The organism is Acinetobacter soli (assembly GCF_018139125.1).
Classification (GTDB): Bacteria; Pseudomonadota; Gammaproteobacteria; order Pseudomonadales; family Moraxellaceae; genus Acinetobacter; species Acinetobacter soli.
Genome location: NZ_CP073241.1, coordinates 1859514 through 1883624 on the forward strand (window position 1 = coordinate 1859514; position 24111 = coordinate 1883624).

The following is a 24111-nucleotide window of genomic DNA, read 5'->3' on the forward strand; positions in this document are numbered from 1 at the left end:
AGAATTTACCCTATAAATAAATGCGTTAGGCTTCTTTTTTTAAAAATGCCATAAAGTGTTCAATATAGTCATTTGCCATATCGGGGTCAATTTGCGTGCCCAGCTTTTCCAGACGCTTGTAGCCCAGATGCGTGGTCATATGAATCACGCCGTTTAAGGTTTTATCGACCACCAGATTAAACTTAAGGAGCTGCTTCGGTGTCCGAATGAGCTGTGTAACGCCCTGATCGACAATTTGTGTGAGCGCCTGAAAAGCTTTGGGTACATATACCGCTTGCCCTGCGCGGACTTTATCGACCGCAGAAAAGGTATCCTGCACCAAGACCGAATCGAGGCTGTAGCGCATATAGGTGGTCTGCGCTTCTGTTCGAAAGGTACTTGCCAGATAATTGACCAGTGGCAGCAGACGTTCATTGCTAAAAAATGAAACTGACCACGGCAAATATTTTTTCATGGTGGCCATAACCTGCTGAATGACTTTTTCAGACTCGTCGATTTGTTTGATGAAGGACTGATCGGGCTTATGCTTTTGCTGTGCCAGCATATCGCCAAAGACTTGCTGAATGATTTGACAGGAAATGTCGGAAAGTACGATTCCCAATTGCTTGGACTGCGGCTGTGTAGTGCCCTGATTGAGCTGGGCATGAATCTGATCAAAATGATGATGCGTGGCCTCATCGATTTTAAGAAATACAGCATATCCCATGAAGCATCCCTCGCATTTTATTGTCTGATATTCATGTAAAGACATGAATGTCTGCGTTTGGGTTTAATCTAGCGTGTTTTACCGAGCAGGTAAATTTTTTGTCGATGAGTTAAGCATTAATTCCGATGTATTTTTTGCTACAATAGTCGCAATTTTTTATTCATTTTTGATTTTTACTATGACTGACGCCAACGCTCAATCTGCCCAAAACATCGCAACCACCTATGATCCCACTGATATTGAAAGAAAATGGTATCAAATCTGGGAAGAGAAAGGCTACTTTAAGCCATCCGGTCAAGGTGACTCGTTTTGTATAATGATTCCGCCGCCAAACGTCACCGGTAGCTTGCACATGGGGCACGGCTTTAACAATGCCATTATGGATGCCCTCACCCGCTACAACCGCATGATGGGTAAAAATACCTTATGGCAGCCGGGAACCGACCACGCGGGTATTGCCACGCAAATGGTCGTAGAGCGTCAGTTGGCTGCACAAAATGTCAGCCGTCACGATTTGGGCCGTGAGCAATTTATTGACAAAGTCTGGGAATGGAAAGAGCAATCTGGCGGCACTATCACCAAACAAATTCGTCGTTTGGGTTCTTCGGTCGACTGGTCACGTGAACGCTTTACCATGGACGATGGTTTGTCTAATGCCGTAAAAGAAGTGTTTGTTCAACTACACGAGCAAGGCTTGATTTACCGCGGTAAACGCTTGGTAAACTGGGACCCGAAACTACAAACGGCGCTGTCTGATCTTGAAGTTGAGTCGGTTGAAGAAAAAGGCTCGTTGTGGCATTTCAAATATTTCTTTGAAGACAAGTCACTCAAAACCCAAGATGGCCATGATTTCCTTGTGGTGGCCACGACGCGTCCTGAAACGCTATTAGGCGATACTGCGGTTGCGGTACATCCGGAAGACGAACGCTATGTGCACTTAATTGGCAAAAATATTGTGTTGCCAATTACGGGCCGTTTGGTTCCAATTGTTGCCGATGAATACGTCGAAAAAGATTTCGGAACAGGCTGTGTCAAAATCACCCCTGCACACGACTTTAACGATTACGACTTGGGTAAACGCCACGATTTGCCAATTATCAATATCTTCAATAAAAATGCCGAAGTTCTGGCTGAGTTTGAATATATTGCAAAAGCTGGCGAACAAATTTCTGACGCAATTGCAGCGCCAGCAGATTATGTTGGCTTGGAGCGTTTTGCTGCACGTAAGAAACTGGTTGCACAAGCCGAAGCAGAAGGCTGGTTAGACCAGATTCAGCCGTATGACCTCAAAGCGCCACGCGGTGACCGTTCAGGCGTGATTGTGGAGCCACTTTTAACCGACCAGTGGTATGTAAAAATTGCGCCATTGGCACAGCCTGCAATTGAAGCAGTTCAAGACGGACGCATCAAGTTTGTACCAGAGCAATACACCAACATGTATATGGCATGGATGAACAACATTCAAGACTGGTGTATTTCACGTCAGTTGTGGTGGGGCCACCGTATTCCGGCATGGTACGACGCTGAAGGCAATGTATATGTTGGCCGTAACGAAGAAGAAGTTCGTGCGAAAAACAACCTTGCTGCCGACCTTGCGCTTCAACAAGACGAAGACGTGTTAGACACATGGTTCTCTTCGGGCCTCTGGACATTCTCGACCTTGGGCTGGACAGGCGATGCCAAGAAAGATGCGGAAAACTATTTCCTCAATACCTTCCACCCGACCGATGTATTGGTAACTGGTTTTGACATTATCTTCTTCTGGGTGGCGCGCATGATCATGATGACCATGCACTTCATGAAGAATGAGGATGGTACGCCACAAGTGCCGTTTAAGACCGTATATGTACATGGTTTGGTACGTGATGGCGAAGGCCAGAAGATGTCGAAATCGAAAGGTAACGTACTTGATCCGCTCGATTTGATTGACGGGATTGATCTTGAAAGCTTGGTACAAAAACGTACTTTTGGTTTGATGAACCCGAAACAAGCCGAAAAAATTGAAAAAGCCACACGTAAAGAATTCCCAGAAGGAATTAACTCGTATGGTACAGATGCCGTGCGTTTCACGTTCTGTGCCCTTGCCAACACTGGCCGTGACATTAAGTTTGATTTGAAGCGTGTAGAAGGCTACCGTAATTTCTGTAACAAAATCTGGAACGCGACCCGCTTCGTACTCATGAACGTAGAAGGTCAAACCGTTGCTCAGGAAGCTCGCCCAGAGCTATGGGAATTGCCAGAGCAATGGATCATGAGCCGCCTACAAAAAGCGGAGCAAGCGGTACATCAGGCATTTGCAACGTATCGTCTGGATCTTGCTGCGCAAACCATTTATGACTTCATTTGGAACGAATACTGCGACTGGTATGTCGAGCTGACCAAGCCAGTTTTGAACGATGCAGAAGTTTCGGAAGAACGTAAAGCAGAAGTTCGCCGCGTATTGCTTGCAGTGATGGAAGCCTCACTTCGTTTGGCGCACCCACTGATGCCGTATCTGACCGAAGAAATCTGGCAGACGCTTGCACCAATGATTGGTAAAGGTGGCGACACCATCATGACGGCGAAATACCCAGTGCCGGAAGCTGCAAAAATGAATGAACAAGCCGAAGCCGATATGCAATGGCTTCAAGGCTTGATTGGTGCTGTACGTAATATCCGTGGTGAAATGGGCTTGGGTAATGCCCGCTTGTTGCCAGTGTTGCTTCAAAACATCTCTGACAGCGAACGCACGCAGATCGAACGTATTCAGCCGCTATTTAAAGCTTTGGCCAAAGTAGAAAGCATTACGTTCTTGGCACAAGGTGAAGAGCCGCCACTGTCATCTTCTAGCGTTGTAGGCCACGCATCTGTATTTGTTCCAATGAAAGGCTTGATCGACCCAAAAGCAGAATTGGGCCGCTTACAGAAAGATTTGGATAAAGTACAAAAGCAGCATGACCAGATTGCCAACAAACTTGCCAATGAAGGCTTTGTTGCCAAAGCTCCAGCAGCAGTTGTTGAAGGTGAAAAAGTGAAATTGGCTGAATTTGCTGATCAGCTCGTGAAAATTAAGCAAAGCATGGAACAGATTGCTGCGCTTTAAGGTGTTGTTTCTTTAGTATAAAAAAGCCACCTTATGGTGGCTTTTTTATAGATTGAAAAAAAATCTTTTTATGGCTTCAAATCAGCCACAATAGCAGCTGAGACTTTTTGTAAATCTTGAATTTCATTTTCTGGTTTGCCAGAACTAGACAAATCTCGAGCTATTTTTTTGAAATTACCAATCAAACCACCTTTTCTTGCAATCTGTTTTTCGCGCTCAAAGTTTTGAACAACTTCACCGTTGTAAATTACTTTAACCTTATAAGTAAAGACGGTATCAGCATATCCTCCGACAATACGATTACCACCAATAAATTTTAGTCCTTCGCCCATGAATATTCTTTTATGAGTTAAATCTACATCAACCAAAGCAAACTTAGCTGATGGATTGGTCACATTTTTGTGCTGTAATTGTAGTTGCTTATTTAATTCATCCAAATATACCTTTTGAATAGTGTCTTTCGTAAGGAAGCCTTCTTTCTCTACAGAACTATCTAAGCGAATATTTACATTATTCAACTTATATTGTTTATGGTTTATGCTATTGAACTCAGTAACATTTTTTGATTTCGAACTCATATCTTTTGGGTTAGAAGTACAAGCAGAAACGCCTAGAGCAACTGATAATCCAACAAGTAATATTTTTTTCATAATATTTCACAAATAAATTTTAGATTAATTTTAATAAAGATTGATTCTTTAACTGAATTGATATTTTAATTCTTTTCAAATTAAAATTAAATTAATAATTAATAATTATTAATGAAAGATAAATTTAAAATTAATCGCTAACTGTACTCATTTAACATTATTTTTTATCCTTACGTTTTAATCAATGTAAATTACCATGTATCAACTTTAAGATTTTCAATTTAAGCGTTACCATAAAGCACCCAGCATGGGCTATTTTCAATACAAGAAGATCAACATGAAAAAGCAATATGGAATATTGTGGATGGTGGGTATATTCAGTGCCTGTAGCCCGCAAGCCCCTTCGACAACGCAAAATACTGCACCACAACACGCAGCAGCAGTAAAGCAAGAAACAAATACCGCTCAACCCGCCGCTCATATGAAGGCGCAAGCTGCTTCTAAACCAACGTATTTGGTAGATAACCCTACGCCTTTACCAGAAGGTTATGTGGTCGATCCCACCTATTTAAAACAACCGCTTATCATCGATGCGAATGGTGATGGCCACCCTGATGCGTTTCGGGTACTTAAAAATCCGAATGCCAAAAGCTTGCAATATTTGTTTGAGTTTCGCCTTGGCAACAGCAAGGATGTGTATTACTACCAAAATGACAGTCATGATTATGATTTAAATGTATTCACCACGTTTGAGCCAACTGAACGGGGAGAAAATTTTGTAGATATGTCGAAACTAGATGGTGCCGATATTGTACCTTTTGAAGAAGCGCCCAAAGAAGCTCGTCTGATTTTAAAAAATGAAGGTGTTGAAGCCAGTACGGCAGATGCGACCTGTGCCGCATCTCTGTTTTATTTAAAAGAGAAAACCATTCAACGGGTGTATTTATGCTAGCCAGTAAAACGTCATACAGCATTAAAAGACGCTAACTTATTGACCCACCCACCAAATCACCAGCGGTAAGGTCACGGCCGCACACAGGGTTTGTAAGCTAATCACTGCTGCCATAAGCTGACTATCACCACGCAGCACTTTGGTTAAAATGTAAGCCGCAGATGCCGTAGGCAATGCAAAAAAGACCACCATGATCTGGGTTTCAAGCGCCGATAAACCCATCCACATACACACCACATAAGCCAGCGCAGGCACGACAAGCAAACGCGCAGCGGTATCGAGTAGCAAGGTGGGCACATCTTTTTTCATTTCCATAAACTGTAACGCCGCGCCTACACAGAGTAACCCCAAAGGTAAGCTGGACGATGAAAACAGCTTGAGTAAATTTAAAATACCGTCCCACAGCGGAATCTGGAGTGCATTGAATACACCACCAAATAGACAAGAGACAATGAGCGGATTTTTCAGTAATGCCAGCAGTACGGGTCTAAGGGCCATATTTTCACTTGAGGTGAGTGAAAGCACCGAAATTACATTGACTACCGGAATACTCACCGCCAGTAAAATGGCCAAGATCGCCATGCCCTCTTTGTGATAGAGCGCTGCCACCAAAGCCAAGCCAATATAGGTATTAAAACGCACAATACTTTGTACATGCACACCAAAGCGTGCCGGTCGGATATTTTTGAAATACTTGATGCCATACAGCACAGCGGTGGCCACAGCAATAACTGCAAACATGGCGAAAATGACGTACTTAAGATTTTGAAAATCAATTTTGGCCGTAACAAGGGTATGAAACAGTAGCGCTGGAAAGAGCACGTAATAATTGAGTTTTTCTGCGCCTGCCCAAAATTCTGCACTAAAAAATTGATAGGTTTTAAACAGATACCCTGTCGCAATGAGCGCAATCAGGGGAAAAAGTGCAAGAAAGATATGAGCCATGTTCGATCAGTGTCTACTATCGTTATTTTTAAATCCTGATTCATTCTATGCGCAAAAATCGGATCAGGCTTAAAATTTGCGTTAAACTTAAGCAAATGAACAAAAATAAAGCAACTATGAATATCCGATCACTTCTCACCTGCGTCTTTACTATAAGTTGTTTGTTCTCGACTACCAGTTTTGCCAAAACAGTACGCGCCCCATTAGCAGAAAAGCGTGCAATTTTTAAAGCTGCCGGTTTTCAGTTTCATCAAAATAAGTGGCAATCCGAATGTGGTGAGCCAACGCTTGAGCTGTATCAAGACATCAACCATGACCGTTTACCCGAGGCCATTGTCAGCAGTGCAGATACTGGCTGTTATGGACTGACAGGTATGGGGTTTGTGCTATTAAGCAAAACGGCGCAAGGTGTGTGGCGCGTGCGCTATGATGGTACAGGTGTGCCCGAATTATTAAAATCGACGGGAAAAAATCGTATGCCCGACGTTTCGGTAGGTGGGCCGGGGTTCTGCTTTCCTGTTTTGCGCTGGGATGGCAGCAATTATCGTTTTCATCGTTACGAATATGAAGGGAAAGCGTGTCAGATCAGCCCACCTTAGAGCACTCTTTTTGCTCAGTCTGCACCACGCTTATCGGAAGCTTTAAATTTTAATCCAATATTGGTGCGTTTTTTGCTTTGAATAGGCAAATTAACCCAACCGTGCGTTGTGGTTAATCACCCTTTAGATTTTCTTAACCATTTTGGTGCATAAATCATTTTTTATATGCAACCAAGCTGGATTTAAGCACTTTTTTTGAGCAAATTATGCAAAATGTCGATTTATTTTTCTTATTGCTCGGCGCAGTGCTGGTTCTGGCCATGCATGCCGGGTTTGCCTTTCTAGAACTGGGCACCGTGCGGCATAAGAATCAGGTCAATGCGCTCAGTAAGATTCTGACCGATTTTTCTATTTCTGCAATTGCTTACTTTTTTGTAGGCTACTACATCTCCTATGGGCACAGCTTCTTTCAAACTGGTGCTGTGCTCGCCGCGGATCATGGTTATAACCTGATGCGCTGTTTCTTTTTACTGACCTTTGCTGCTGCCATTCCGGCCATTATTTCGGGTGGTATTGCCGAGCGTGCCAAAATGCGTCCACAAGCCATTGCCACGTTTGCACTGGTGGCGTTGGTATATCCACTTTTTGAAGGTATGGCATGGAACGGTAACTTTGGTCTGCAAAAATGGCTCGAAAGCCAATTTGGCACCAGCTTTCACGATTTTGCCGGCTCAGTGGTGGTACATGCCATGGGCGGCTGGATTGCGCTGATCGCTGTGATTTTACTGGGCGCACGAAATGGGCGTTATAAAAAAGACGGACGTGTCAGTGCTCATCCGCCCTCTTCCATTCCCTTTTTAGCGCTAGGGTCTTGGATTTTAATTGTGGGCTGGTTTGGTTTTAATGTAATGAGTGCGCAGCGTGTCGATGCGATTTCAGGCTTGGTGGCCATCAATTCACTAATGGCGATGGTAGGCGGCACCTTAAGCGCCAACTTTATGGGTAAAAATGACCCCGGCTTTTTACACAACGGCCCGCTGGCAGGCTTGGTCGCCATCTGTGCAGGGTCAGATATTGTGCATCCTGTAAGTGCATTGGTGATCGGTGTTGTGGCAGGTGTAATCTTTGTGAAGCTGTTTACCTATACACAAAACAAGCTCAAGGTTGATGATGTCCTCGGTGTGTGGCCTTTACATGGCGTCTGTGGTGCCCTTGGAGGCCTTGCAGTAGGGATATTTGGACAAAAGGCATTTGGAGGCTTGGGCGGTGCCTCGATGATGTCTCAATTGATTGGTACGGGTCTTGCAATTGTAATTGCTGTGCTGGGTGGATTTGTGGTGTATGGCCTACTCAAGGCCGTGATGGGTATTCGTTTAAGCCAAGAAGATGAATTTCGTGGTGCAGACTTGTCTATTCATAAAATCTCTGCAAATTCTGAAGATGGAATGTTTTAATCCCGCACCCGTTTGTGCTTTTGCGACTCTCTGAGTCGCTTTTTTTTAATTGCGATTTGATGTAGTCGCTTAAGTGATCGCTAAGTTTGGCACGTTTAAATCATGCCCAGAGATTTCTATATTTATTCAATTCCTTATGCAATTTTCTGTTTTTATGCGCGTACAGCTTGTACTGATCGCATGCAGTGCAGTTGTACTGATGATGCTCTTTCCGGTAGGCGGTGCGATTGATCTGCATTTGATTGCACCGTGGGTCGATGCAACAGGGCAATTTCATCATCGCGATAACTGGTATTTGGCCAAACTGAATCATGTGATTGTGAAAAACATCATCATCGGGGTTTATGCAGTATTTTTTGTGTTGTGGCTGGCATCATTTAAAATGACGCGTCTGGCCGCGCAGCGCTGGCAATATGGCTATATGTTTTGGGTGAGTATGCTGTGTACCAGTATCGTTGGCATTCTTAAGTCACAGTCGTCTCATGCTTGCCCTTGGAATATGACCCACCCAGCAGCACAGGGTTTTGTCTGGGATTTTAGCGCCACACATGGGCACTGTTTTCCGGGTGGACATGCCAGCACCGGATTCGCCTTGATGACTGGCTACTTTGTGTACCGCGCGACACATCATCGACGTGCACTGTTTTATTTGTTTGCCGGGCTCATTTTAGGCTTTGCAATGGGCTGGGCACAGATGATGCGCGGCGCACACTTTTTAAGTCATAATTTATGGACAGGATGGTGGGCGTGGTCAATTAACTGCCTAATCTACTTGTGGGCGGCACGTCATTTGGGTACTCGCCAGCAGCATTCTTAATGATGCGGCGGTTGTTTGGGAATACGCACCAGTACACTTAAGCCGCCTAACTCTTCGCTTCTGAGCAGTTGAAGTTCTCCACCTAACCGACTGGTGGCCTTATCGACAATTGACAACCCCAGCCCACTCCCCACTTCAAGGTGATGATGCACACGATAAAAGCGCTTTAGCACCTTGTCGTAATGCTCGGGGTCAATTCCGGGGCCGCTATCTTCAATCTGTGCACAGGCGTATTCGCCATCTTCATAGACAGAAATATTAATCACGCCTGCGGCTGGCGTATATTTGATGGCGTTATCAATCAGGTTGAAAACAATGGAATGCACGGTCGGTTCAACACTAACCATTTTTACCGATTCATTACGTACAAAACCTAAATCGATATCTTTTTCTACCGCCAGATTCATGAGTTGCTCGACACAGTTGAGCGTCACATCATTAAGCTCAAAGCTGCTGTGTCGTTCAATAGCACTCAAGGAAACATCTTGTTTGGCCAGCGCCAGTAACTGCGTGACCAAATGCTGGATTCGCGCCAAGCCTTTGCCGAGATTTTGCAGTGCGGCGTGGTCAGGAAACTGACTCAACAAAATTTTGGTTTGTAAATTCAGTGCCGTGATTGGCGTGCGCAGCTCGTGCGCAGCATCGGCCACGAACTGTTTTTGTTCTTGCTGAGATTCTGAAATTCGCTCAAACAGGCGGTTCATCTCTTCAATGGTCGGTAACAGTTCTTCAGGATACGTTTCATCGTGAATGGGCGACAGATCATTGGAATCGCGCTGCGTCAGCTCACGTTTAAAATCATCAAAAGGCTTGAGGTTACGCCGAATAATGCCCATCAGGCCAAGCAAGGCAAACGGTAAAATAAAGCCATAAGGTAAAAACATGCTGGCCGCAAGCTCAAGTGCCACCACTTTGCGTACTTTTTCGAGCTGACTGACCTGAATCTGGTAATTTTCTAAAGGCAAGACATAGGCGCGCAAGGTGCCCTGACGTGTCTCTTGCGAATAAAACCCGGCTTTTTTTACCGGAGGCATCAACAATTGATTTTCGTCTTGTAAATGGCGCTGATCGTCGTAGGCCCAGATATCGACCAGTAAATCTTCTTCGTGATATTCGTGATTGGCCTGAAAGTGGCTGTCGAGATTGTAGAGCGGCTGACGTGCCGTGCGATCGGCCAGATAGCGCATTTGCTCATCAAGAATCTGATTGGTTTCGTGCAAGGCAACTTTATAGGCTGTAAAAACAAGAATACAGCCCAGTAAAAGACTAAAAACAGAGGTGACCCAGATTAATCGACGTCTTAATGAATAATGCTTGGCCATCCTCAGCGTTTCCTTATGATTGTCCCATTCGATAGCCTAATCCACGGATGGTACGGATGAAGTTTTTACCCAGCTTAGAGCGTAAATGGTGAATATACACTTCAATGGTATTACTGGTGACTTCACTATCAAAGTCGTAGAGCTTATCTTCTAAATTGGCTTTGGAAAAAATCTTGTTCGGATGTGACATCAGCGGAATCAAAATCGCCCACTCACGGTTTGAGAGTTCAATTTCTTTACCCTGAAACGTGGCCACATGTTTTTCAACATTGAGCACCACATCGCCATTCACCAACACCTGATCTTGCTGCAAAGCGGCGTTGTCTTTACTGTTGGTTCTACGCAGCAATGCATTGATTCGTGCCAGCAACTCATCAAACTCGTACGGTTTGATCAGGTAGTCATCTGCCCCCTGATTCAAGCCTTCCACACGGTTTTCGAGCTGGTCACGTGCTGAAATAATCAGCACTGGCACCGCGGTTTTATGGCGGATCTGCTTGAGCACTTGCATGCCGTCCATCATGGGGAGGCCCAGATCGAGCAACACCAAATCAAACTTCTGCTTTGACAGATGCGCTAGGCCATCTAATCCATTATTCACCCACTCTACCTCGAATTGATGATATTTCAATAAGGTAATCGTGGATTCAGCGATCATGAAATCATCTTCAATAATCAAAATTTTGGTCATGGGTTAGACTCGCACAACTGTGGAATAACATGAATCTGATGCATCAGGAAAACGAGCAATAATCTGTTTTTACGCTGACTCGATGCAACAGAATAATTATCATTTTGGCTCAACATAACTGTTTTGCATATCAAATGAAATCGCGTGTTGACTATTGTTTTGGCAACACTTACTTTTCTACTGTAAAAATATAAGCTTAAAACACACTTAAATAAAAGCTTTGTCGTTTTTATACCATTTGATCAATTGCGTATTTGCTTCATTTTATCGCAACAATATCAAACCAATACAGGCATATTTATACATAATAACAATTAAAGCAATCTTTTTGAGCTTGCTCGGTATCCTCAGCAGTAGAATTTTACATACAGCACCGAAAAATGACGCAGCAGTTTAGCCCAATCATGATCTAGAGCGATGCTTAAGACTGCCCTAATGTTTTAGACCAAAAGTAAATGGGGAACACAGATAAAATAGCCATGACCACGACCAAACTCAGCATCCAAGCATAGCCAATCTGGTCGGCAATAACACCGCTGATCAGATAAAAACCACCGCTGACCGTGGCCATCAAAGCGACCTGAAAGGTAAAATCCGTGCCTGCAAGCGCACTTCGGCTATAGTGCATGACCAGTGTGAGCATTACCACCAGTAGCATCGCCGAGCATAGATCTTCAAGTGCATTGAGCGCATAAATGAGCGTAAAAGATACTGACATCCCGCTTTCGTATGCCCAGCCCAATCCTGCAAAGCCAATAAGAGTTAAAATTTTAACTATTGAAAAGAACAGCAGTACACCTGCACGGCTGAAACTTTGAAGTAGATATCCGGCAATGAATGCACCCAGTAATGCAGCCACAGCACCTAGCACGGTAATGTAAAGCCCAATTTGGGTAAAACTCAAGCCTATATCGACCATCAACGGCTTGAGTAAAGGGCCGGCCAAGCCATCTGCCACCTTAAAGCTAAGTAAAACGGTAAGCCATGCTCGTGTTGTCTTAGACTGTAAAAAGTGCTGTAAATAATGACGTATTGAAAATAATTTTGCCGCACTGCCCTGCACGCCCTGACGATCCTGTCGCGCAGATTGCAGCACAATGGGCAAGGTGTTAAGCGCCACTAAAGCCGCCAAACACAAAAAGGTATTTTGCCAGCCCAAAGCATCGACAGCCCACAGAAGTACGCCGCCACCCACAATAAATCCTAAACGTGAACCAATCACCTGAAAGGTATTGCCCCAGTGCTGTTGATCAGTTTTGAGTAAATTCACGGCCAATGCATCGGTGGCAATATCCTGAGTGGCCCCTGAAAAATTGATCCAGAGCATCAGCACAAAAAACAGCAACAAAAATTGTGGCTGGTTCAATGCCTCAATCGGAAAATACGCCAGCACAACAAGCCCGCAAATGCTGCATACCTGCATGGGAATGATCCAGCTACGATAATGCCCAATGCGTGAACTGCCCAACCGATCGACCCAAGGTGCCCATAAAATTTTGATCGACCACGGCAGCATCAGCAGGCCAAAGCCGCCAATCTGTGCCAAAGACACGCCTTGTGCCCGTAAAATGACGGGTAAGGCATGGGTCATAAAGCCAACGGGCAACCCTTGTGCCCAATACAGGCTAAATAACAACAGATAAAGACGGCTTGCATGCATAGCGTATCGGGCTCGAATCAAAAAAATTGCAAAAATCAGTCTGTTTTAAAATGCATCTAACTATTTTGCCAATGTAGCGTACCTTTCAAAGGCTTAAGATGACAATAGGATGACCAACATGACCACAGATGGATATGACCCAGTTTTTTCCTGATCTTCCCGATCGTGTGCCGCAACGTGGCACTGCCTTAAGCCGCCGCATGTGCAGGCAGTTATTTCTGGCTCAAGGCTGGCGAATTGAGGGCGAGTTTCCTAATGTTCCTAAAGCCGTCGCGATTATTGCACCGCATACATCTAACCTAGATGCATGGTACGGCTTTTTGGCCATCGGTGGTCTGGGCATTAAAATCACGGTACTCGGCAAAGATTCGCTTTTCACTCCGGTCAGTACGCCCGTACTGAACTGGTTAGGGCTTATTCCAGTACAACGCAGCAAACGCACAGGTTTAACCGAGCAGGTGGTTCAGGCCATCGAACAGCATGAACGCATCTGGATTGGCATGGCGCCCGAGGGTACGCGCAAACAGGCCAGCACCTTTAAAAGCGGGTTTTATCATATTGCGTTAAAAGCGCATATCCCTATTGTGATTTTCTCTTTCGATTTTGATCATAAAACCATTTATTGCTTAGGTGCTTTTTCCCCAACAGGTGATTATCAGCAAGACCTAACCGCCATCATGCAACGTTTTGAGGGCAAGGTATCAGCAAAGCGACCAGATCGCCTATCGCGTCCTTTACAAAATCTTGTAAAAAATGACTAGAAATAAAGCAGTGAATCTGATCTGATGTGCGCAATCTGATGGTCATCCAACACGTTTAATTGTTCATGAAAGTTGCACATTTCGCCTTGGTTACAGCACTGAGCTTTACGCTCTTTGGATGTGACAAAATTGCTAAAACACCTCCTCAAACCAGCTCGCTTCAGCCTCGTGAACCCGTCATTGCGCTTGCACTGGGCGGTGGTGGTGCCAAAGGCTTTGCCCATATTGGTGTGATCAAAGTACTCGAATCGCATGGTATCAAACCGAAAATTGTCACGGGCACCAGTGCGGGCAGTTTTGTGGGGAGTATTTATGCCAGCGGAAAAACTGGCTACCAGATGCAATCGATTGCGCTCAAGTTACAAGAATCTGATATCCGTGACTTAACCCTGAATCGTCAGGGCTTTGTGCTGGGTCAGAAACTGCAAAATTATGTCAATACTCAGGTAGGCAACAAGCCAATTGAGCAATTTCCAATTCGCTTTGCCGCAGTTGCAACACGTTTAGACAACGGCAAAAAAGCCGATTTTATTAAAGGCAATGCCGGTCAGGCGGTTCGTGCCTCATGTAGTATTCCGAATGTTTTTGTTCCAACAACCATTGGCAAGGTACAGTATGTCGACGGCGGTTTGGTAAGCCCAATTCCAGTCAAAACAGCACGTGATATGGGCGCCGATATTGTGATTGCGGTCGATATTTCTGCACGTCCGGCAGGTACTCAGGCCAGCAGCATGTTGGGGTTGCTCGATCAAACTATCAACATCATGGGTCAGCAAAGTATTAATGAAGAGTTAAAGCAGGCCACTGTGGTGATTCAGCCTAAAGTCGGTCATCTTGGCGCACTGGATTTAAAAGCCAGTAATGATGCTATTTTGGAAGGTGAAAAAGCAGCCCAACTTAAAATTCGTGCCATTCAAAGCGCGATTGATCAATTTAAAAAATCACCTGCTGCCCTTCAGCCACCACCTCGGGCCAAATTCTAAAGTCATTTTTTACTCAGCCCTGCCAAGTTCTGCTACAGTGAAGGTGCAATCGTGTATTTCGATTGCACCTTTTTTATAACAACATTTTGAGCATTGCTATGGAATTTGTATTAGAACCTTGGCACTGGTTTGTTCTGGGCATTGTGTTAATGCTTTCGGAACTCGTTTTTACCGCTTTTGCCGCTCTTTGGTTCGGCGTTGCCGCCATCATGGTGAGTGTTTTACTCTGGTTGTTTCCAATGATGGGCATTCCCACACAGCTGATCACTTGGGTAATTTTATCGATACTGTGTACCTTTTTATGGTTCAAATTTATCAAGCCATTGTCCATCGATAAAACCAAGGCAGGCTTATCCCGCGAAGCCACGATTGGTCAGGTGGGCATGGTGATTCGTGTGGGTATGTCGCATGAGCAGGTACTGGTACGTTTTTCCTTGCCTGTGATGGGAACCGATGAATGGAACTGTCGCAGTTTGGCTCCGGTGAGCGTGGGCGATCGCGTGTGCGTGGTCGACATCATGGGCAATAATCTGGTTGTTCAACCCCATAACCCCAATAAACAATAAATGAGGACACACTTATGTCAGTGGGTTTAATTATTGGCTTAGCCTTTCTTGTCTTTGTTGGCGTGACGATTTTTAAGGGTGTACGCATTGTGCCGCAAGGCTATAAATGGATTGTACAGCGCTTAGGAAAGTATCACTCCACTTTAAATCCAGGATTAAACTTCGTGATTCCGTATGTCGATGAAATCGCATACAAAGTCACGACTAAAGATATTGTGCTAGATATTCCTTCGCAAGAAGTGATTACACGTGACAATGCCGTGCTACTTATGAATGCGGTCGCGTATATCAATTTGACCACACCGGAAAAAGCGGTGTATGGAATTGAAAACTACACTTGGGCCATTCAAAATCTGGTGCAAACGTCGTTACGTTCGATCGTGGGCGAGATGGATCTGGACGATGCCCTGTCATCTCGTGATCATATCAAGGCCAAATTGAAAGCCGCCATTTCCGATGATATTTCAGACTGGGGCATTACCTTAAAAACGGTCGAGATTCAGGATATCCAGCCATCGACCACCATGCAAGCCGCGATGGAAGCGCAGGCTGCTGCCGAGCGTCAGCGCCGTGCGACCGTGACCCGTGCCGACGGCGAAAAGCAGGCAGCGATTTTAGAAGCCGATGGTCGTCTTGAAGCATCGCGTCGAGATGCCGAAGCGCAAGTGGTTTTGGCTGAGGCCTCACAAAAAGCCATTGAAATGATCACCTCTGCGGTAGGCGAACAGGAAATTCCGGTTGCGTATTTGCTTGGTGAACAGTACATCAAGTCCATGCAAGAAATGGCAAAATCCAACAATGCCAAAACCGTGGTGATTCCTGCCGATGTACTTAGTACCATCCGGGGTGTAATGGGACGTCAGCCCAACTAGATCTTTTTGAATTAACATAAAAAAAGCGATGTGCACTTTAAGCAAATCGCTTTTTTTTATTCAAGTGAGCTTAGTTTTTTCTGCGCAATAAAAACTGGGTGATTTGTTCAAGGTCTGTTGCTGCACTTGAGAAATGCGTCAGTGCAGCCAGTGCCTGATCGTGCAAGCTTTTGGCATAAGCCTGTGCCGCTTCAAGCCCCATAAGCGCAGGGTAAGTCGACTTTTGTACTTGCTGGTCTTTACCTGCGGTTTTACCTAGGGTTTCGGTACTGGAGATAATATCGAGAATATCGTCTTGTACCTGAAACGCCAGCCCTAAACTTTGACCAAACTGACGTAATTGCACCAATGCGGGATCTGTTCCTTTAAATAAGGTCACGGCGGCCATCAGAATGGCAGCTTGAATCAGTGCGCCCGTTTTATTGCGGTGAATATTTTCAAGTGCCGCCTGATCGATACTTTTGCCTTCGGCCTGTAAATCGAGCACCTGTCCACAAACCATCTTAGAGCTAGAGGTGGCCAGAATTTGCATTTGTCTGAGTACAATCGAGGCATCGACGCTATTTTGCTGATCAAACAAACGACTGCCCAACACCTCAAATGCCATTGATTGCAAGATATCACCCGCCAGCAATGCAGTATCTTCGCCAAATGCCACGTGACACGTTGGTTGTCCGCGGCGCAGCAAATCGTTGTCCATGCAAGGCAAATCATCATGTGCGAGTGAATAACAATGAATCAGTTCAACCGCCACCGCAGCGCGGCGTGCTGCCGCATAATTGGGATTCTCTGCCAATGCAGCCACGGCATAGCACAATGCTGGACGCACCCGCTTGCCACCCAGCATAACGGCATGATGCACCGCCGACTTGAGTGGCTCTGGCAGTGCAAAGGCATCGAGTGCCATCTGCAAATCTTGCTGAATTCGTTCTTGAGCTGTAGATAAGATGTTGCTATTCACAGGGGAAATCGATGTCACAATTGCCTCGAATCTTGAATGGGAGCGAAAAAAGGTCTGAACAGACCGCTCATGACATGCTGCCTAATTTACCATGATAGGACTGATTTCTCACTTATTTATTCATTTACATCACGATATTCTTATGGGATGAGAATCTTTACCAAGTTTTAATCGCCAGCAAACTGTATAAAATTTGTGAACCAAGAAGTTCAATGATTTAGCACGGCTTTGTGCTGCACTCGACTAGGCTAAATTCTATCTATCCTTTAGAATAAAACGCTTATTTCTGGTCGGGTGAAGTCCTTTGAACAACGATTCTTCAAAACTTCAGCGGGGCTTAAAAAACCGTCATATCCAATTAATTGCCATGGGCGGCGCAATTGGGACTGGTTTATTTTTAGGATCTGCACAAGTCATTCAATCCGCTGGGCCATCGATCATTCTTGGGTATGCAATCGGTGGACTCATCGCTTTTTTAATCATGCGTCAATTAGGGGAAATGATTGTCCATGAGCCTGTAGCAGGTTCGTTCAGTCACTTTGCGTACAAATATTGGGGTAAATTTCCGGGCTTTTTGGCTGGCTGGAACTACTGGGTGCTGTATATTTTAGTCGCGATGACTGAATTGACAGCGGTTGCGAAGTATATCAATTACTGGTGGCCTCATATTCCTGCATGGGTTTCGGTATTGTTTTTCTTTGTGGTCATTACACTCGTAAACCTGACCAATGTAAAATTTTACGGAGAATCCGAGTTCTGGTTGGCGATTATAAAGGTCACCGCCGTCATTTCCATGATTGTGTTTGGTCTGTATCTGCTCTTTACCGCCGATTCAAGCTCGACCGCATCGTTTAGCAACTTATGGACACATGGTGGTTTCTTTCCAAACGGTTTTGAAGGCCTGTTTTATATGCTGGCCTTTTTGATGTTTGCCTTTGGCGGTATCGAACTGATCGGGATGGCAGCAGCTGAAGCTGAAAATCCTCAAAAAACCATTCCTAAAGCGATTAATCAGGTGGTTTTTCGTATTTTAGTGTTTTATGTGGGCTCACTCACCATCTTGTTGTCTTTGGTGCCTTGGAATCAATTGGATTTGGGTGGTCTGGACAAAAGTCCATTTGTGATGATTTTTAGTCAGTTGGGTATTGGTTGGGCTGCACATCTGCTGAATTTTATTATTTTAACTGCTGCACTATCGGTTTATAACAGCGGTATGTTTGCCAACAGCCGCATGCTGTTTGGTCTGGCACAACAAGGTAATGCGCCAAAAATCTTTACTAAAGTGAATAAACAGGGTGTTCCTATTCCTGCGGTATTGTTCTCTGCATTGTTGATTTTTGGCTGCGTACTTTTAAATTACTTTGTACCAGAAGATGCACTGAGTCATTTGATGTACGTGGTGGTAGGTGCTTTGGTACTTAACTGGGCCATGATCAGCTTGACGCATTTGAAGTTTAAAGCTGCGGTGAAAAAGCTCAAACTGAATGTAACGTTCCCAGCCCTATGGGCGCCGGTGAGTAACTATTTGGTGCTGATTTTTATTGCGCTGGTGCTGTTTATCATGTGGCAACAGGGCTTTAAAGAATCGGTGATTATGATTCCGGTCTGGATTGTGTTGATGTTTGGTCTGTTTCATTTACTGACCAAAAAAGACAACACTTAAGCTGCAAAATAAATGAAATTAAAAAAGTTATTACCTCGGTAATAACTTTTTTTGTTTATACTCACATCTCGATGCGCCCTTAGCTTAACTGGATAGAGCAGTTGCCTCCTAAGCGACCGACGTGGGTTCGAGTCCCGCAGGGCGTATACACTTAAATTAAATTAGAAAAATCCTCAGCGCGAATCTCATAAAGCACATGCCGTGCAAGCAAATGCTCTGCTGCTAATTTAGGATGATCAAATGCTTTGACTTTTGTCATGTTTAACTTTTTCATTAATGCTTCTGAAGGCATATTGACAGCCGCTGTAAAGGCAACCACTCGCTCAAGCTTTAACTGCTCAAACGCATAATCTAATACGGCTTTTGCTCCTTCAAAGGCATATCCCTGTCTCCAAGCGGCTTTCGCAAGTCTCCAACTGATTTCTATACAGGGTGAAAAATCAAATTGTGAGGGCTGAGCATTTAAACCAATATATCCAATAAAAGATTGAGTCTGTTTAAGCTCCACTGCCCATAGTCCCCATGATGGATGCTCATCAAACTTCAATCTAATGCTTTTGATAAAGTCACGGCTCTGATCGGGGCTTAAGGTAGACGGAAAATAATGCATCACATCGGGATCAAGGCCCATCTGTATAAACGGCGCAATATCGGATTCTTGCCATGGTCTAAGAATCAATCGAGAAGTCTCTAACATGGTCTGGTTTATTCACTGGTGATCTTAAAATTGATCAAACTCTACTACAGGTAGTTCAGTACCTCCACAGAGATGTGTAAGCTTCATATTACAAGATCAAATGTAATCAATTGAATAGCTAAAAACTCGAGCAACACGCCTAGTTTATGGTGTGCTGCCAGAGATTTGATTTAATCTTTCAGTACTTAGTTACCACGGTACGTCGAGTAACCATACGGGCTAAGTAGTAGTGGAATATGGTAATGCTTTACCGCACCATCTACATTAAAAATGACGGGTACTTCTGGAAAGAAGCTGCTTTCGTTATGTTTTTTAAACCAATCTCCAGTTTTAAAGGTCACACGGTATACTCCCTGCTCCAGTTTTTTATTATCTGGATACAAAGCCGGAATACGTCCGTTTTCATTGGTCACTTTTTCATTGAGCTTAACCCACTGCCCTTTTTGGTTTTGCTCAAGCACCACCGCAACATCGGACGATGGCAAACCGGTTTGTAAGTTCAGTACATGCACGCTTAAAGGATTGTCTGCTGCCATTGCCCATGCACTTAAGGTCATACCGGCGGCAAATACACATTGTTTGATCATTTCAAATTACTCCTCGATTTTACTTAAAAGTCATTTTGATGGCCTGTTCGGCACACCAGTCATCATTTTTTGAACCACCAGAGCCGGCTATACCAATCGCACCGACCACTTCATTTTGATAAAGCACCGGAAAACCACCTCCAAGCAGCAATAATTCTGAAAATGACGTGAGATTTTGTGATTCAATATTTTGTCGGGCATTTTGACTAAATACTGTGGTCGGGGTTTTGGTCGAAAGTGCCGTAAAAGCTTTTTTCTGTGCAGCCAGCGCATTATGTGGCCCCACGGTTTCATGGCGTTTGATTATCAGCGGCTGCCCACCACGGTCTAGCACGACCACAGCCAGATGTTTGTTTATTTGCTGGCAGGCTTGTTCGGCATTGCTGGCCAGTTTTTCTGCGGTGTTCAAATCCAGATTATATTGTTTTGCCAGTTGCACATTCTCTGCAAAACTGTAAGAACTCATACTTAAGGCCAATGTCAGCCCTGCAATCACTTTTTTCATTGATTCGCCCTCTCTATACTGTGGTTATTCTAGAGATTCCCTTCAGCTGCAACATGACAGTTGGATTACAGTCTTGTCATTTTAGAAATGGAACGTCGCATGATGCGTATTCTTGTCGTAGAAGATGAAGTCAAAATCGCGCGCTATCTGGTTCAGGGCTTTGTCGAATCGGGATATCAGGCCGAATGTGTACATACTGGACTCGAAGCTTTGGAGCGATTGAGACAAGCGTCTTTTCATTTGGTGATTCTGGATGTGATGCTGCCCGATCTGGATGGCTGGTCGGTCTTGACAATCTTGCGTCAGTTTTCGCAAGTGCCGGTGATTTTTTTGACCGCTAAAGACCAGATTCCCGACCGCGTGAAAGGCTTAGAACTCGGTGCAGACGATTATCTGGCCAAACCTTTTTCGTATGTTGAGTTACTGGCGCGGGTTCGCAGTTTGCTGCGTCGGCAAAACATACAGCCCGAGAATGTGCTGAAATTAGCCGACCTCAGTCTGGATTTATTACAGCACAAAGCGTATCGGGCAGATCAACCGATTGATCTGAGCAAAAAAGAGTTTGAACTGCTGCGCTTTATGTTGCAGCACGCCAACCAAATCGTGTCTCGCCGGCAAATTGCCTCCGAGGTCTGGCATATCAATTTCGATACCGATACCAATTTTATTGACGTTGCCATCCGCCGCTTACGCAGTAAGGTCGACGATGCCAGCAACCTCAAACTGATTCATACCATTCGTGGTTTGGGTTATAAGCTTTCAGAAGAGACTCCTTAAAATGAACGTTCGCTCACTCGAGTTTAGGCTTACCTTACTGGTCACCACGGCATGTGCACTCATTTTGTGTCTAGTGGGCGTGCTGACCTATTTGGGTATAGACCGTATTTTGGTGCGCGAGCAAGATCAGGCTTTAGCTTCACGTATTGAACGTTTGGAGGTGTTGATTCAAGACAGCGACAACGTACAGCAAATTGTAGCCAAACCTAAAATTTATCAAAATATGCTCGGCAATCAGGACAACTTATTTATTCTGATTCAGGGCCAACAAAAACTCATCGATATCAACCCGCTGAATATCCCAATTCCAAAGTTGCAAGCGAGCCAACAGATTGCTTTTTTAAATGTTCATCAGATGGGTAATGCAACGCGTCTGGCATGGAAAAATTTTAGTCTAAATGGTGTTTCGTATCAGCTCATTGCAGGCAAGCAGTGGTCGGAACGCTTAGGCATTTTATATTCATTTCGCGATGATCTGATCAAGTACTTGCTGCTTGGCGTCGCGATGGTGAGTTTTCTATGCTGGCTGTTGTGCCGCTTTGGCTTAAGAGGGCTTCGCGAGCTGACCGAGCAAACCCGGCAAATCGATATTCAGTCATTACAACATCGGATTCAGGTGGCGCATCAAAGCAGTGAAGTACAACTTTTAACCGATGCAATTAATCATATGTTACAACGTATCGAGGCTGGGTATCAGCAGTTAAATCGATTCTCTGAAAATATTGCGCATGAGTTTCGCACACCACTGAACAATCTGGTCGGGCAAACCGAAATTTTACTCTCAGAATCTCGTACTTCACATGATTATGAAGATCTGTTGGTGTCTCATCTGGAAGAATATGCACGTTTAAAACGTATGATTGACAGCATGTTATTTCTGGCTCGGGCCGATCAACAGCAAATCCAACTGCACACAGAACTACTCAATGTACAGGATGCCTTAGAAGTCTTGCTGAGCTTTTACGATTTAATGGCCAGCGAAAAACACATCGAGATCAGGGCACAACTTGAAGCCAGCTCAGTTGTGGCAGATCATCAACTGTTTCAGCGCGCTGTCTCAAATCTGATTGAAAATGCGATTTTACATGGCGTTGAGCACGGTAAAATAGAAGTTAAAGTACAGCAGCATGTTTTAGATACGCGTACATATGTCGAGATTGCCGTATTGACGCAGGGCGTTCAGATTGAGGCACAGCATTTGCCGCATGTATTTGAACGCTTTTATCAGTGCGAATCTTCACGCCATCAACAAGGCCGTTCCGGTGGTTTGGGTCTATCCATTGTCGCGTCGATCATGCAGCTTCATAATGGACGAGCAAGCGTACATCAAAGCGAAAATGGCGTGTGTTTTACGCTGGATTTTCCGGTGAACTAAATTAAGATTGCACAAATTCACAAAAAATTGATCGCCATTCTTTTAGGCTAAAACTAACTCATTTAGTTCATGGACTGCGCATGCGACTTGGTTTGATTTTGGGAGACCAGCTCAGCCAGCAACTGGCCACCTTAAAGGCTCTGGATCGTGAGCAAGACGTGATCCTGATGGCAGAAGTGGTCGATGAAGCCACTTATGTTCAGCATCATGTACAAAAAATTGCACTGTTGTTTAGTGCCATGCGCCACTTTGCCAAGGCACTTAAGCAAGATGGCTGGAAAATCCAGTATCACGTCTACGAAGCCAAAAGCCCCATTCGATCATTACTCGATTATGTAGAGCAGCAGCAAAAGCGCTTAAACGCCGAGGCGATTGTGGTCACACACTGCGGCGAATACCGTTTACAGCAACAGATCGAGCAGGAATGGTCCAAAAAACTACAGGTGCCCGTTGAGTGCTTAGAAGATGATCGCTTTTTTTGTGGATTAAACGAGTTTCGGCACTGGGCTGCTCGCTATAAAGTCTTGCGTATGGAGTACTTTTACCGAGAGATGCGCAAAAAAACGGGTTACCTGATGCAGCACGATTCGCCCGAAGGTGGAAAATGGAACTACGATCATTCAAACCGTAAGCCATGGTCGGGTAAAACCCCACTGCCTGAACGTTTGCAGTTTAAGCGCGATGCTATCGATGACGATGTGATTGCACTGGTCAAACGTGAATTCAAAGATCATTTGGGTAGCCTAGATGACTTTCGCTGGGCCACCACCCGCAGTGATGCTCAAAAAGCGTTGACACATTTTATTGAACACATGCTCAATGATTTTGGCGATTACCAAGATGCCATGGTCTATGGAAGCGATTTTATGTTTCATAGCCTGCTATCTCCCTATCTCAATTGTGGGTTGCTTTCGCCGGAAGAAGTCTGTGAAGCGGCCGAAGCGGCTTATCATGCAGGCAAAGCCCCGCTCAATGCTGTAGAAGGTTTTATCCGGCAAATCTTGGGTTGGCGCGAATACATTCGGGGTATTTACTGGCTGAATATGCCCGATTACGCTCAGGAAAATGCGCTCAATAATACCCGTGCCTTACCCGCCTACTACTGGACTGGCAAAACCAAAATGGCTTGTATGTCCGAGTGTATCCGCAATACGCTAGAGCATGCCTATGCGCACCATATTCAACGTCTCATGGTAACAGGCAACTTTGCACTTTTAACTGGAATAAAACCTGAAGAAATTTGCGAATGGTATCTGGCAGTGTATGCCGATGCCTATGAATGGGTCGAACTGCCCAATACACTGGGAATGGTGATGCATGCAGATGGGGGCTTGATGGCCAGTAAGCCCTATGCCGCCTCGGGAAACTATATCAACAAGATGTCTGATTACTGCAAGCACTGCCACTATAACGTTAAAACCAAAACAGACCACGACAGTTGTCCGTTTAACAGCCTGTACTGGCACTTTGTAAAGCGCCATGAAACATTTTTTCGTTCTAATCCACGCATGCACATGGTCTATCGTAGTCTAGACAAAATGCAAGATCAGGACAAAGTACTGGCGCATGCAGAACACTTACTTACACATCTGGATCAGTTATAAGC

At 44.7% G+C, this 24111-nt stretch carries 23 protein-coding genes and 1 tRNA gene; 14 read left to right on the forward strand and 10 right to left on the reverse strand.

Annotated features, from left to right (window positions below; genetic code table 11):
* Positions 1 to 25: 25 nt before the first annotated feature.
* On the reverse strand, positions 26 to 706 hold the full coding sequence (locus tag KCV09_RS08555; protein WP_048765904.1) for a hypothetical protein: 681 nt from the start codon (positions 704 to 706) through the stop codon (positions 26 to 28).
* A gap of 178 nt (positions 707 to 884) precedes the next feature.
* On the opposite strand from KCV09_RS08555, the gene KCV09_RS08560 reads away from it, so the two are divergent.
* A complete protein-coding gene (locus KCV09_RS08560) occupies positions 885 to 3788 on the forward strand; it encodes a valine--tRNA ligase (RefSeq protein WP_212515031.1) in 2904 nt (967 codons plus the stop codon).
* 68 nt (positions 3789 to 3856) lie between these two features.
* On the opposite strand, the gene KCV09_RS08565 is transcribed toward KCV09_RS08560, so the two are convergent.
* Entirely contained in the window at positions 3857 to 4438 is a 582-nt protein-coding gene (locus KCV09_RS08565; protein ID WP_104124868.1) for a hypothetical protein, read from the reverse strand.
* A 277-nt stretch (positions 4439 to 4715) separates the two neighbouring features.
* Here KCV09_RS08565 and KCV09_RS08570 point away from each other — a divergent pair, with 277 nt between their 5' ends.
* Positions 4716 to 5330, forward strand: coding sequence for a hypothetical protein (locus tag KCV09_RS08570; protein ID WP_151815850.1), 615 nt, complete (start codon positions 4716 to 4718; stop codon positions 5328 to 5330).
* 36 nt (positions 5331 to 5366) lie between these two features.
* Here KCV09_RS08570 and KCV09_RS08575 read toward each other — a convergent pair whose 3' ends face one another.
* Positions 5367 to 6275, reverse strand: a complete 909-nt coding sequence (locus tag KCV09_RS08575; RefSeq protein WP_151815851.1) for an AEC family transporter — start codon at positions 6273 to 6275, stop codon at positions 5367 to 5369.
* 116 nt (positions 6276 to 6391) lie between these two features.
* Between KCV09_RS08575 and KCV09_RS08580 the strand changes: the two genes are divergently transcribed.
* The 3 genes from KCV09_RS08580 to KCV09_RS08590 all read left to right on the forward strand — a co-directional run bounded on the left by KCV09_RS08580 (position 6392) and on the right by KCV09_RS08590 (position 9085).
* On the forward strand, positions 6392 to 6874 hold the full coding sequence (locus tag KCV09_RS08580; protein WP_228154091.1) for a hypothetical protein: 483 nt from the start codon (positions 6392 to 6394) through the stop codon (positions 6872 to 6874).
* A 206-nt stretch (positions 6875 to 7080) separates the two neighbouring features.
* Positions 7081 to 8268: an ammonium transporter gene (locus tag KCV09_RS08585; RefSeq protein WP_212515032.1), complete on the forward strand. Its 1188-nt coding sequence runs from the start codon at positions 7081 to 7083 to the stop codon at positions 8266 to 8268.
* 154 nt (positions 8269 to 8422) lie between these two features.
* A complete protein-coding gene (locus KCV09_RS08590; protein WP_373869106.1) occupies positions 8423 to 9085 on the forward strand; it encodes a phosphatase PAP2 family protein in 663 nt (220 codons plus the stop codon).
* Here the strand turns inward: KCV09_RS08590 and KCV09_RS08595 are convergent.
* From KCV09_RS08595 to KCV09_RS08605, 3 genes are all read right to left on the reverse strand, one after another.
* Positions 9082 to 10407 carry a sensor histidine kinase gene (locus KCV09_RS08595; protein ID WP_004941123.1) on the reverse strand — a complete coding sequence of 442 codons (1326 nt, stop codon included), beginning with the start codon at positions 10405 to 10407 and terminating at the stop codon, positions 9082 to 9084. The genes KCV09_RS08590 and KCV09_RS08595 overlap by 4 nt on opposite strands.
* 13 nt (positions 10408 to 10420) lie before the next feature.
* Positions 10421 to 11098, reverse strand: a complete 678-nt coding sequence (locus KCV09_RS08600) for a DNA-binding response regulator PmrA (RefSeq protein ID WP_004941126.1) — start codon at positions 11096 to 11098, stop codon at positions 10421 to 10423.
* 421 nt (positions 11099 to 11519) lie between these two features.
* Positions 11520 to 12758, reverse strand: a complete 1239-nt coding sequence (locus KCV09_RS08605; RefSeq protein WP_212515033.1) for an MFS transporter — start codon at positions 12756 to 12758, stop codon at positions 11520 to 11522.
* 134 nt (positions 12759 to 12892) lie between these two features.
* Between KCV09_RS08605 and KCV09_RS08610 the strand changes: the two genes are divergently transcribed.
* The 4 genes from KCV09_RS08610 (at position 12893) to KCV09_RS08625 (ending at position 15940) form a co-directional block, all read left to right on the forward strand.
* Positions 12893 to 13519 (forward strand): 1-acyl-sn-glycerol-3-phosphate acyltransferase, encoded by a 627-nt coding sequence (locus KCV09_RS08610; RefSeq protein WP_025094387.1) that lies wholly within the window; start codon positions 12893 to 12895, stop codon positions 13517 to 13519.
* 65 nt (positions 13520 to 13584) lie between these two features.
* Complete coding sequence (locus tag KCV09_RS08615; RefSeq protein ID WP_119026081.1) at positions 13585 to 14502, forward strand: patatin-like phospholipase family protein; 918 nt, start codon at positions 13585 to 13587, stop codon at positions 14500 to 14502.
* Between the two features lie 98 nt (positions 14503 to 14600).
* Positions 14601 to 15068 carry an NfeD family protein gene (locus KCV09_RS08620; protein WP_004941138.1) on the forward strand — a complete coding sequence of 156 codons (468 nt, stop codon included), beginning with the start codon at positions 14601 to 14603 and terminating at the stop codon, positions 15066 to 15068.
* A gap of 14 nt (positions 15069 to 15082) precedes the next feature.
* Positions 15083 to 15940: an SPFH domain-containing protein gene (locus KCV09_RS08625; protein WP_004941142.1), complete on the forward strand. Its 858-nt coding sequence runs from the start codon at positions 15083 to 15085 to the stop codon at positions 15938 to 15940.
* Positions 15941 to 16010: 70 nt separating this feature from the next.
* Here the strand turns inward: KCV09_RS08625 and KCV09_RS08630 are convergent, their stop codons facing one another.
* A complete protein-coding gene (locus tag KCV09_RS08630) occupies positions 16011 to 16919 on the reverse strand; it encodes a polyprenyl synthetase family protein (protein WP_119026082.1) in 909 nt (302 codons plus the stop codon).
* Between the two features lie 286 nt (positions 16920 to 17205).
* On the opposite strand from KCV09_RS08630, the gene KCV09_RS08635 reads away from it, so the two are divergent.
* Positions 17206 to 18564 (forward strand): amino acid permease, encoded by a 1359-nt coding sequence (locus tag KCV09_RS08635; RefSeq protein WP_212515034.1) that lies wholly within the window; start codon positions 17206 to 17208, stop codon positions 18562 to 18564.
* Between the two features lie 73 nt (positions 18565 to 18637).
* Positions 18638 to 18710, forward strand: a tRNA-Arg gene (locus tag KCV09_RS08640).
* Between the two features lie 5 nt (positions 18711 to 18715).
* Here the strand turns inward: KCV09_RS08640 and KCV09_RS08645 are convergent.
* The 3 genes from KCV09_RS08645 to KCV09_RS08655 all read right to left on the reverse strand — a co-directional run bounded on the left by KCV09_RS08645 (position 18716) and on the right by KCV09_RS08655 (position 20353).
* Positions 18716 to 19261: a GNAT family N-acetyltransferase gene (locus tag KCV09_RS08645; RefSeq protein WP_055414766.1), complete on the reverse strand. Its 546-nt coding sequence runs from the start codon at positions 19259 to 19261 to the stop codon at positions 18716 to 18718.
* 185 nt (positions 19262 to 19446) lie between these two features.
* Positions 19447 to 19848, reverse strand: a complete 402-nt coding sequence (gene uraH / locus KCV09_RS08650) for a hydroxyisourate hydrolase (RefSeq protein ID WP_004941162.1) — start codon at positions 19846 to 19848, stop codon at positions 19447 to 19449.
* Between the two features lie 19 nt (positions 19849 to 19867).
* Positions 19868 to 20353: a GlcG/HbpS family heme-binding protein gene (locus tag KCV09_RS08655; RefSeq protein WP_004943392.1), complete on the reverse strand. Its 486-nt coding sequence runs from the start codon at positions 20351 to 20353 to the stop codon at positions 19868 to 19870.
* 102 nt (positions 20354 to 20455) lie between these two features.
* Here KCV09_RS08655 and KCV09_RS08660 point away from each other — a divergent pair, with 102 nt between their 5' ends.
* The 3 genes from KCV09_RS08660 to KCV09_RS08670 all read left to right on the forward strand — a co-directional run bounded on the left by KCV09_RS08660 (position 20456) and on the right by KCV09_RS08670 (position 24109).
* A complete protein-coding gene (locus tag KCV09_RS08660) occupies positions 20456 to 21130 on the forward strand; it encodes a heavy metal response regulator transcription factor (RefSeq protein ID WP_039910149.1) in 675 nt (224 codons plus the stop codon).
* A gap of 1 nt (position 21131) precedes the next feature.
* Positions 21132 to 22505: a heavy metal sensor histidine kinase gene (locus tag KCV09_RS08665; protein WP_212515035.1), complete on the forward strand. Its 1374-nt coding sequence runs from the start codon at positions 21132 to 21134 to the stop codon at positions 22503 to 22505.
* A gap of 80 nt (positions 22506 to 22585) precedes the next feature.
* Positions 22586 to 24109, forward strand: a complete 1524-nt coding sequence (locus KCV09_RS08670; RefSeq protein ID WP_212515036.1) for a cryptochrome/photolyase family protein — start codon at positions 22586 to 22588, stop codon at positions 24107 to 24109.
* The last annotated feature ends 2 nt before the right edge of the window (positions 24110 to 24111 follow it).

Coding starts and splice junctions, on each gene's coding strand:
- KCV09_RS08555 (WP_048765904.1), bottom strand. CDS start 706: ATGGGATATGCTGTATTTCTTAAAATCGATGAGGCCACGCATCATCAT.
- KCV09_RS08560 (WP_212515031.1), top strand. CDS start 885: ATGACTGACGCCAACGCTCAATCTGCCCAAAACATCGCAACCACCTAT.
- KCV09_RS08565 (WP_104124868.1), bottom strand. CDS start 4,438: ATGAAAAAAATATTACTTGTTGGATTATCAGTTGCTCTAGGCGTTTCT.
- KCV09_RS08570 (WP_151815850.1), top strand. CDS start 4,716: ATGAAAAAGCAATATGGAATATTGTGGATGGTGGGTATATTCAGTGCC.
- KCV09_RS08575 (WP_151815851.1), bottom strand. CDS start 6,275: ATGGCTCATATCTTTCTTGCACTTTTTCCCCTGATTGCGCTCATTGCG.
- KCV09_RS08580 (WP_228154091.1), top strand. CDS start 6,392: ATGAATATCCGATCACTTCTCACCTGCGTCTTTACTATAAGTTGTTTG.
- KCV09_RS08585 (WP_212515032.1), top strand. CDS start 7,081: ATGCAAAATGTCGATTTATTTTTCTTATTGCTCGGCGCAGTGCTGGTT.
- KCV09_RS08590 (WP_373869106.1), top strand. CDS start 8,423: ATGCGCGTACAGCTTGTACTGATCGCATGCAGTGCAGTTGTACTGATG.
- KCV09_RS08595 (WP_004941123.1), bottom strand. CDS start 10,407: ATGGCCAAGCATTATTCATTAAGACGTCGATTAATCTGGGTCACCTCT.
- KCV09_RS08600 (WP_004941126.1), bottom strand. CDS start 11,098: ATGACCAAAATTTTGATTATTGAAGATGATTTCATGATCGCTGAATCC.
- KCV09_RS08605 (WP_212515033.1), bottom strand. CDS start 12,758: ATGCATGCAAGCCGTCTTTATCTGTTGTTATTTAGCCTGTATTGGGCA.
- KCV09_RS08610 (WP_025094387.1), top strand. CDS start 12,893: ATGACCCAGTTTTTTCCTGATCTTCCCGATCGTGTGCCGCAACGTGGC.
- KCV09_RS08615 (WP_119026081.1), top strand. CDS start 13,585: ATGAAAGTTGCACATTTCGCCTTGGTTACAGCACTGAGCTTTACGCTC.
- KCV09_RS08620 (WP_004941138.1), top strand. CDS start 14,601: ATGGAATTTGTATTAGAACCTTGGCACTGGTTTGTTCTGGGCATTGTG.
- KCV09_RS08625 (WP_004941142.1), top strand. CDS start 15,083: ATGTCAGTGGGTTTAATTATTGGCTTAGCCTTTCTTGTCTTTGTTGGC.
- KCV09_RS08645 (WP_055414766.1), bottom strand. CDS start 19,261: ATGTTAGAGACTTCTCGATTGATTCTTAGACCATGGCAAGAATCCGAT.
- uraH (WP_004941162.1), bottom strand. CDS start 19,848: ATGATCAAACAATGTGTATTTGCCGCCGGTATGACCTTAAGTGCATGG.
- KCV09_RS08655 (WP_004943392.1), bottom strand. CDS start 20,353: ATGAAAAAAGTGATTGCAGGGCTGACATTGGCCTTAAGTATGAGTTCT.
- KCV09_RS08660 (WP_039910149.1), top strand. CDS start 20,456: ATGCGTATTCTTGTCGTAGAAGATGAAGTCAAAATCGCGCGCTATCTG.
- KCV09_RS08665 (WP_212515035.1), top strand. CDS start 21,132: ATGAACGTTCGCTCACTCGAGTTTAGGCTTACCTTACTGGTCACCACG.
- KCV09_RS08670 (WP_212515036.1), top strand. CDS start 22,586: ATGCGACTTGGTTTGATTTTGGGAGACCAGCTCAGCCAGCAACTGGCC.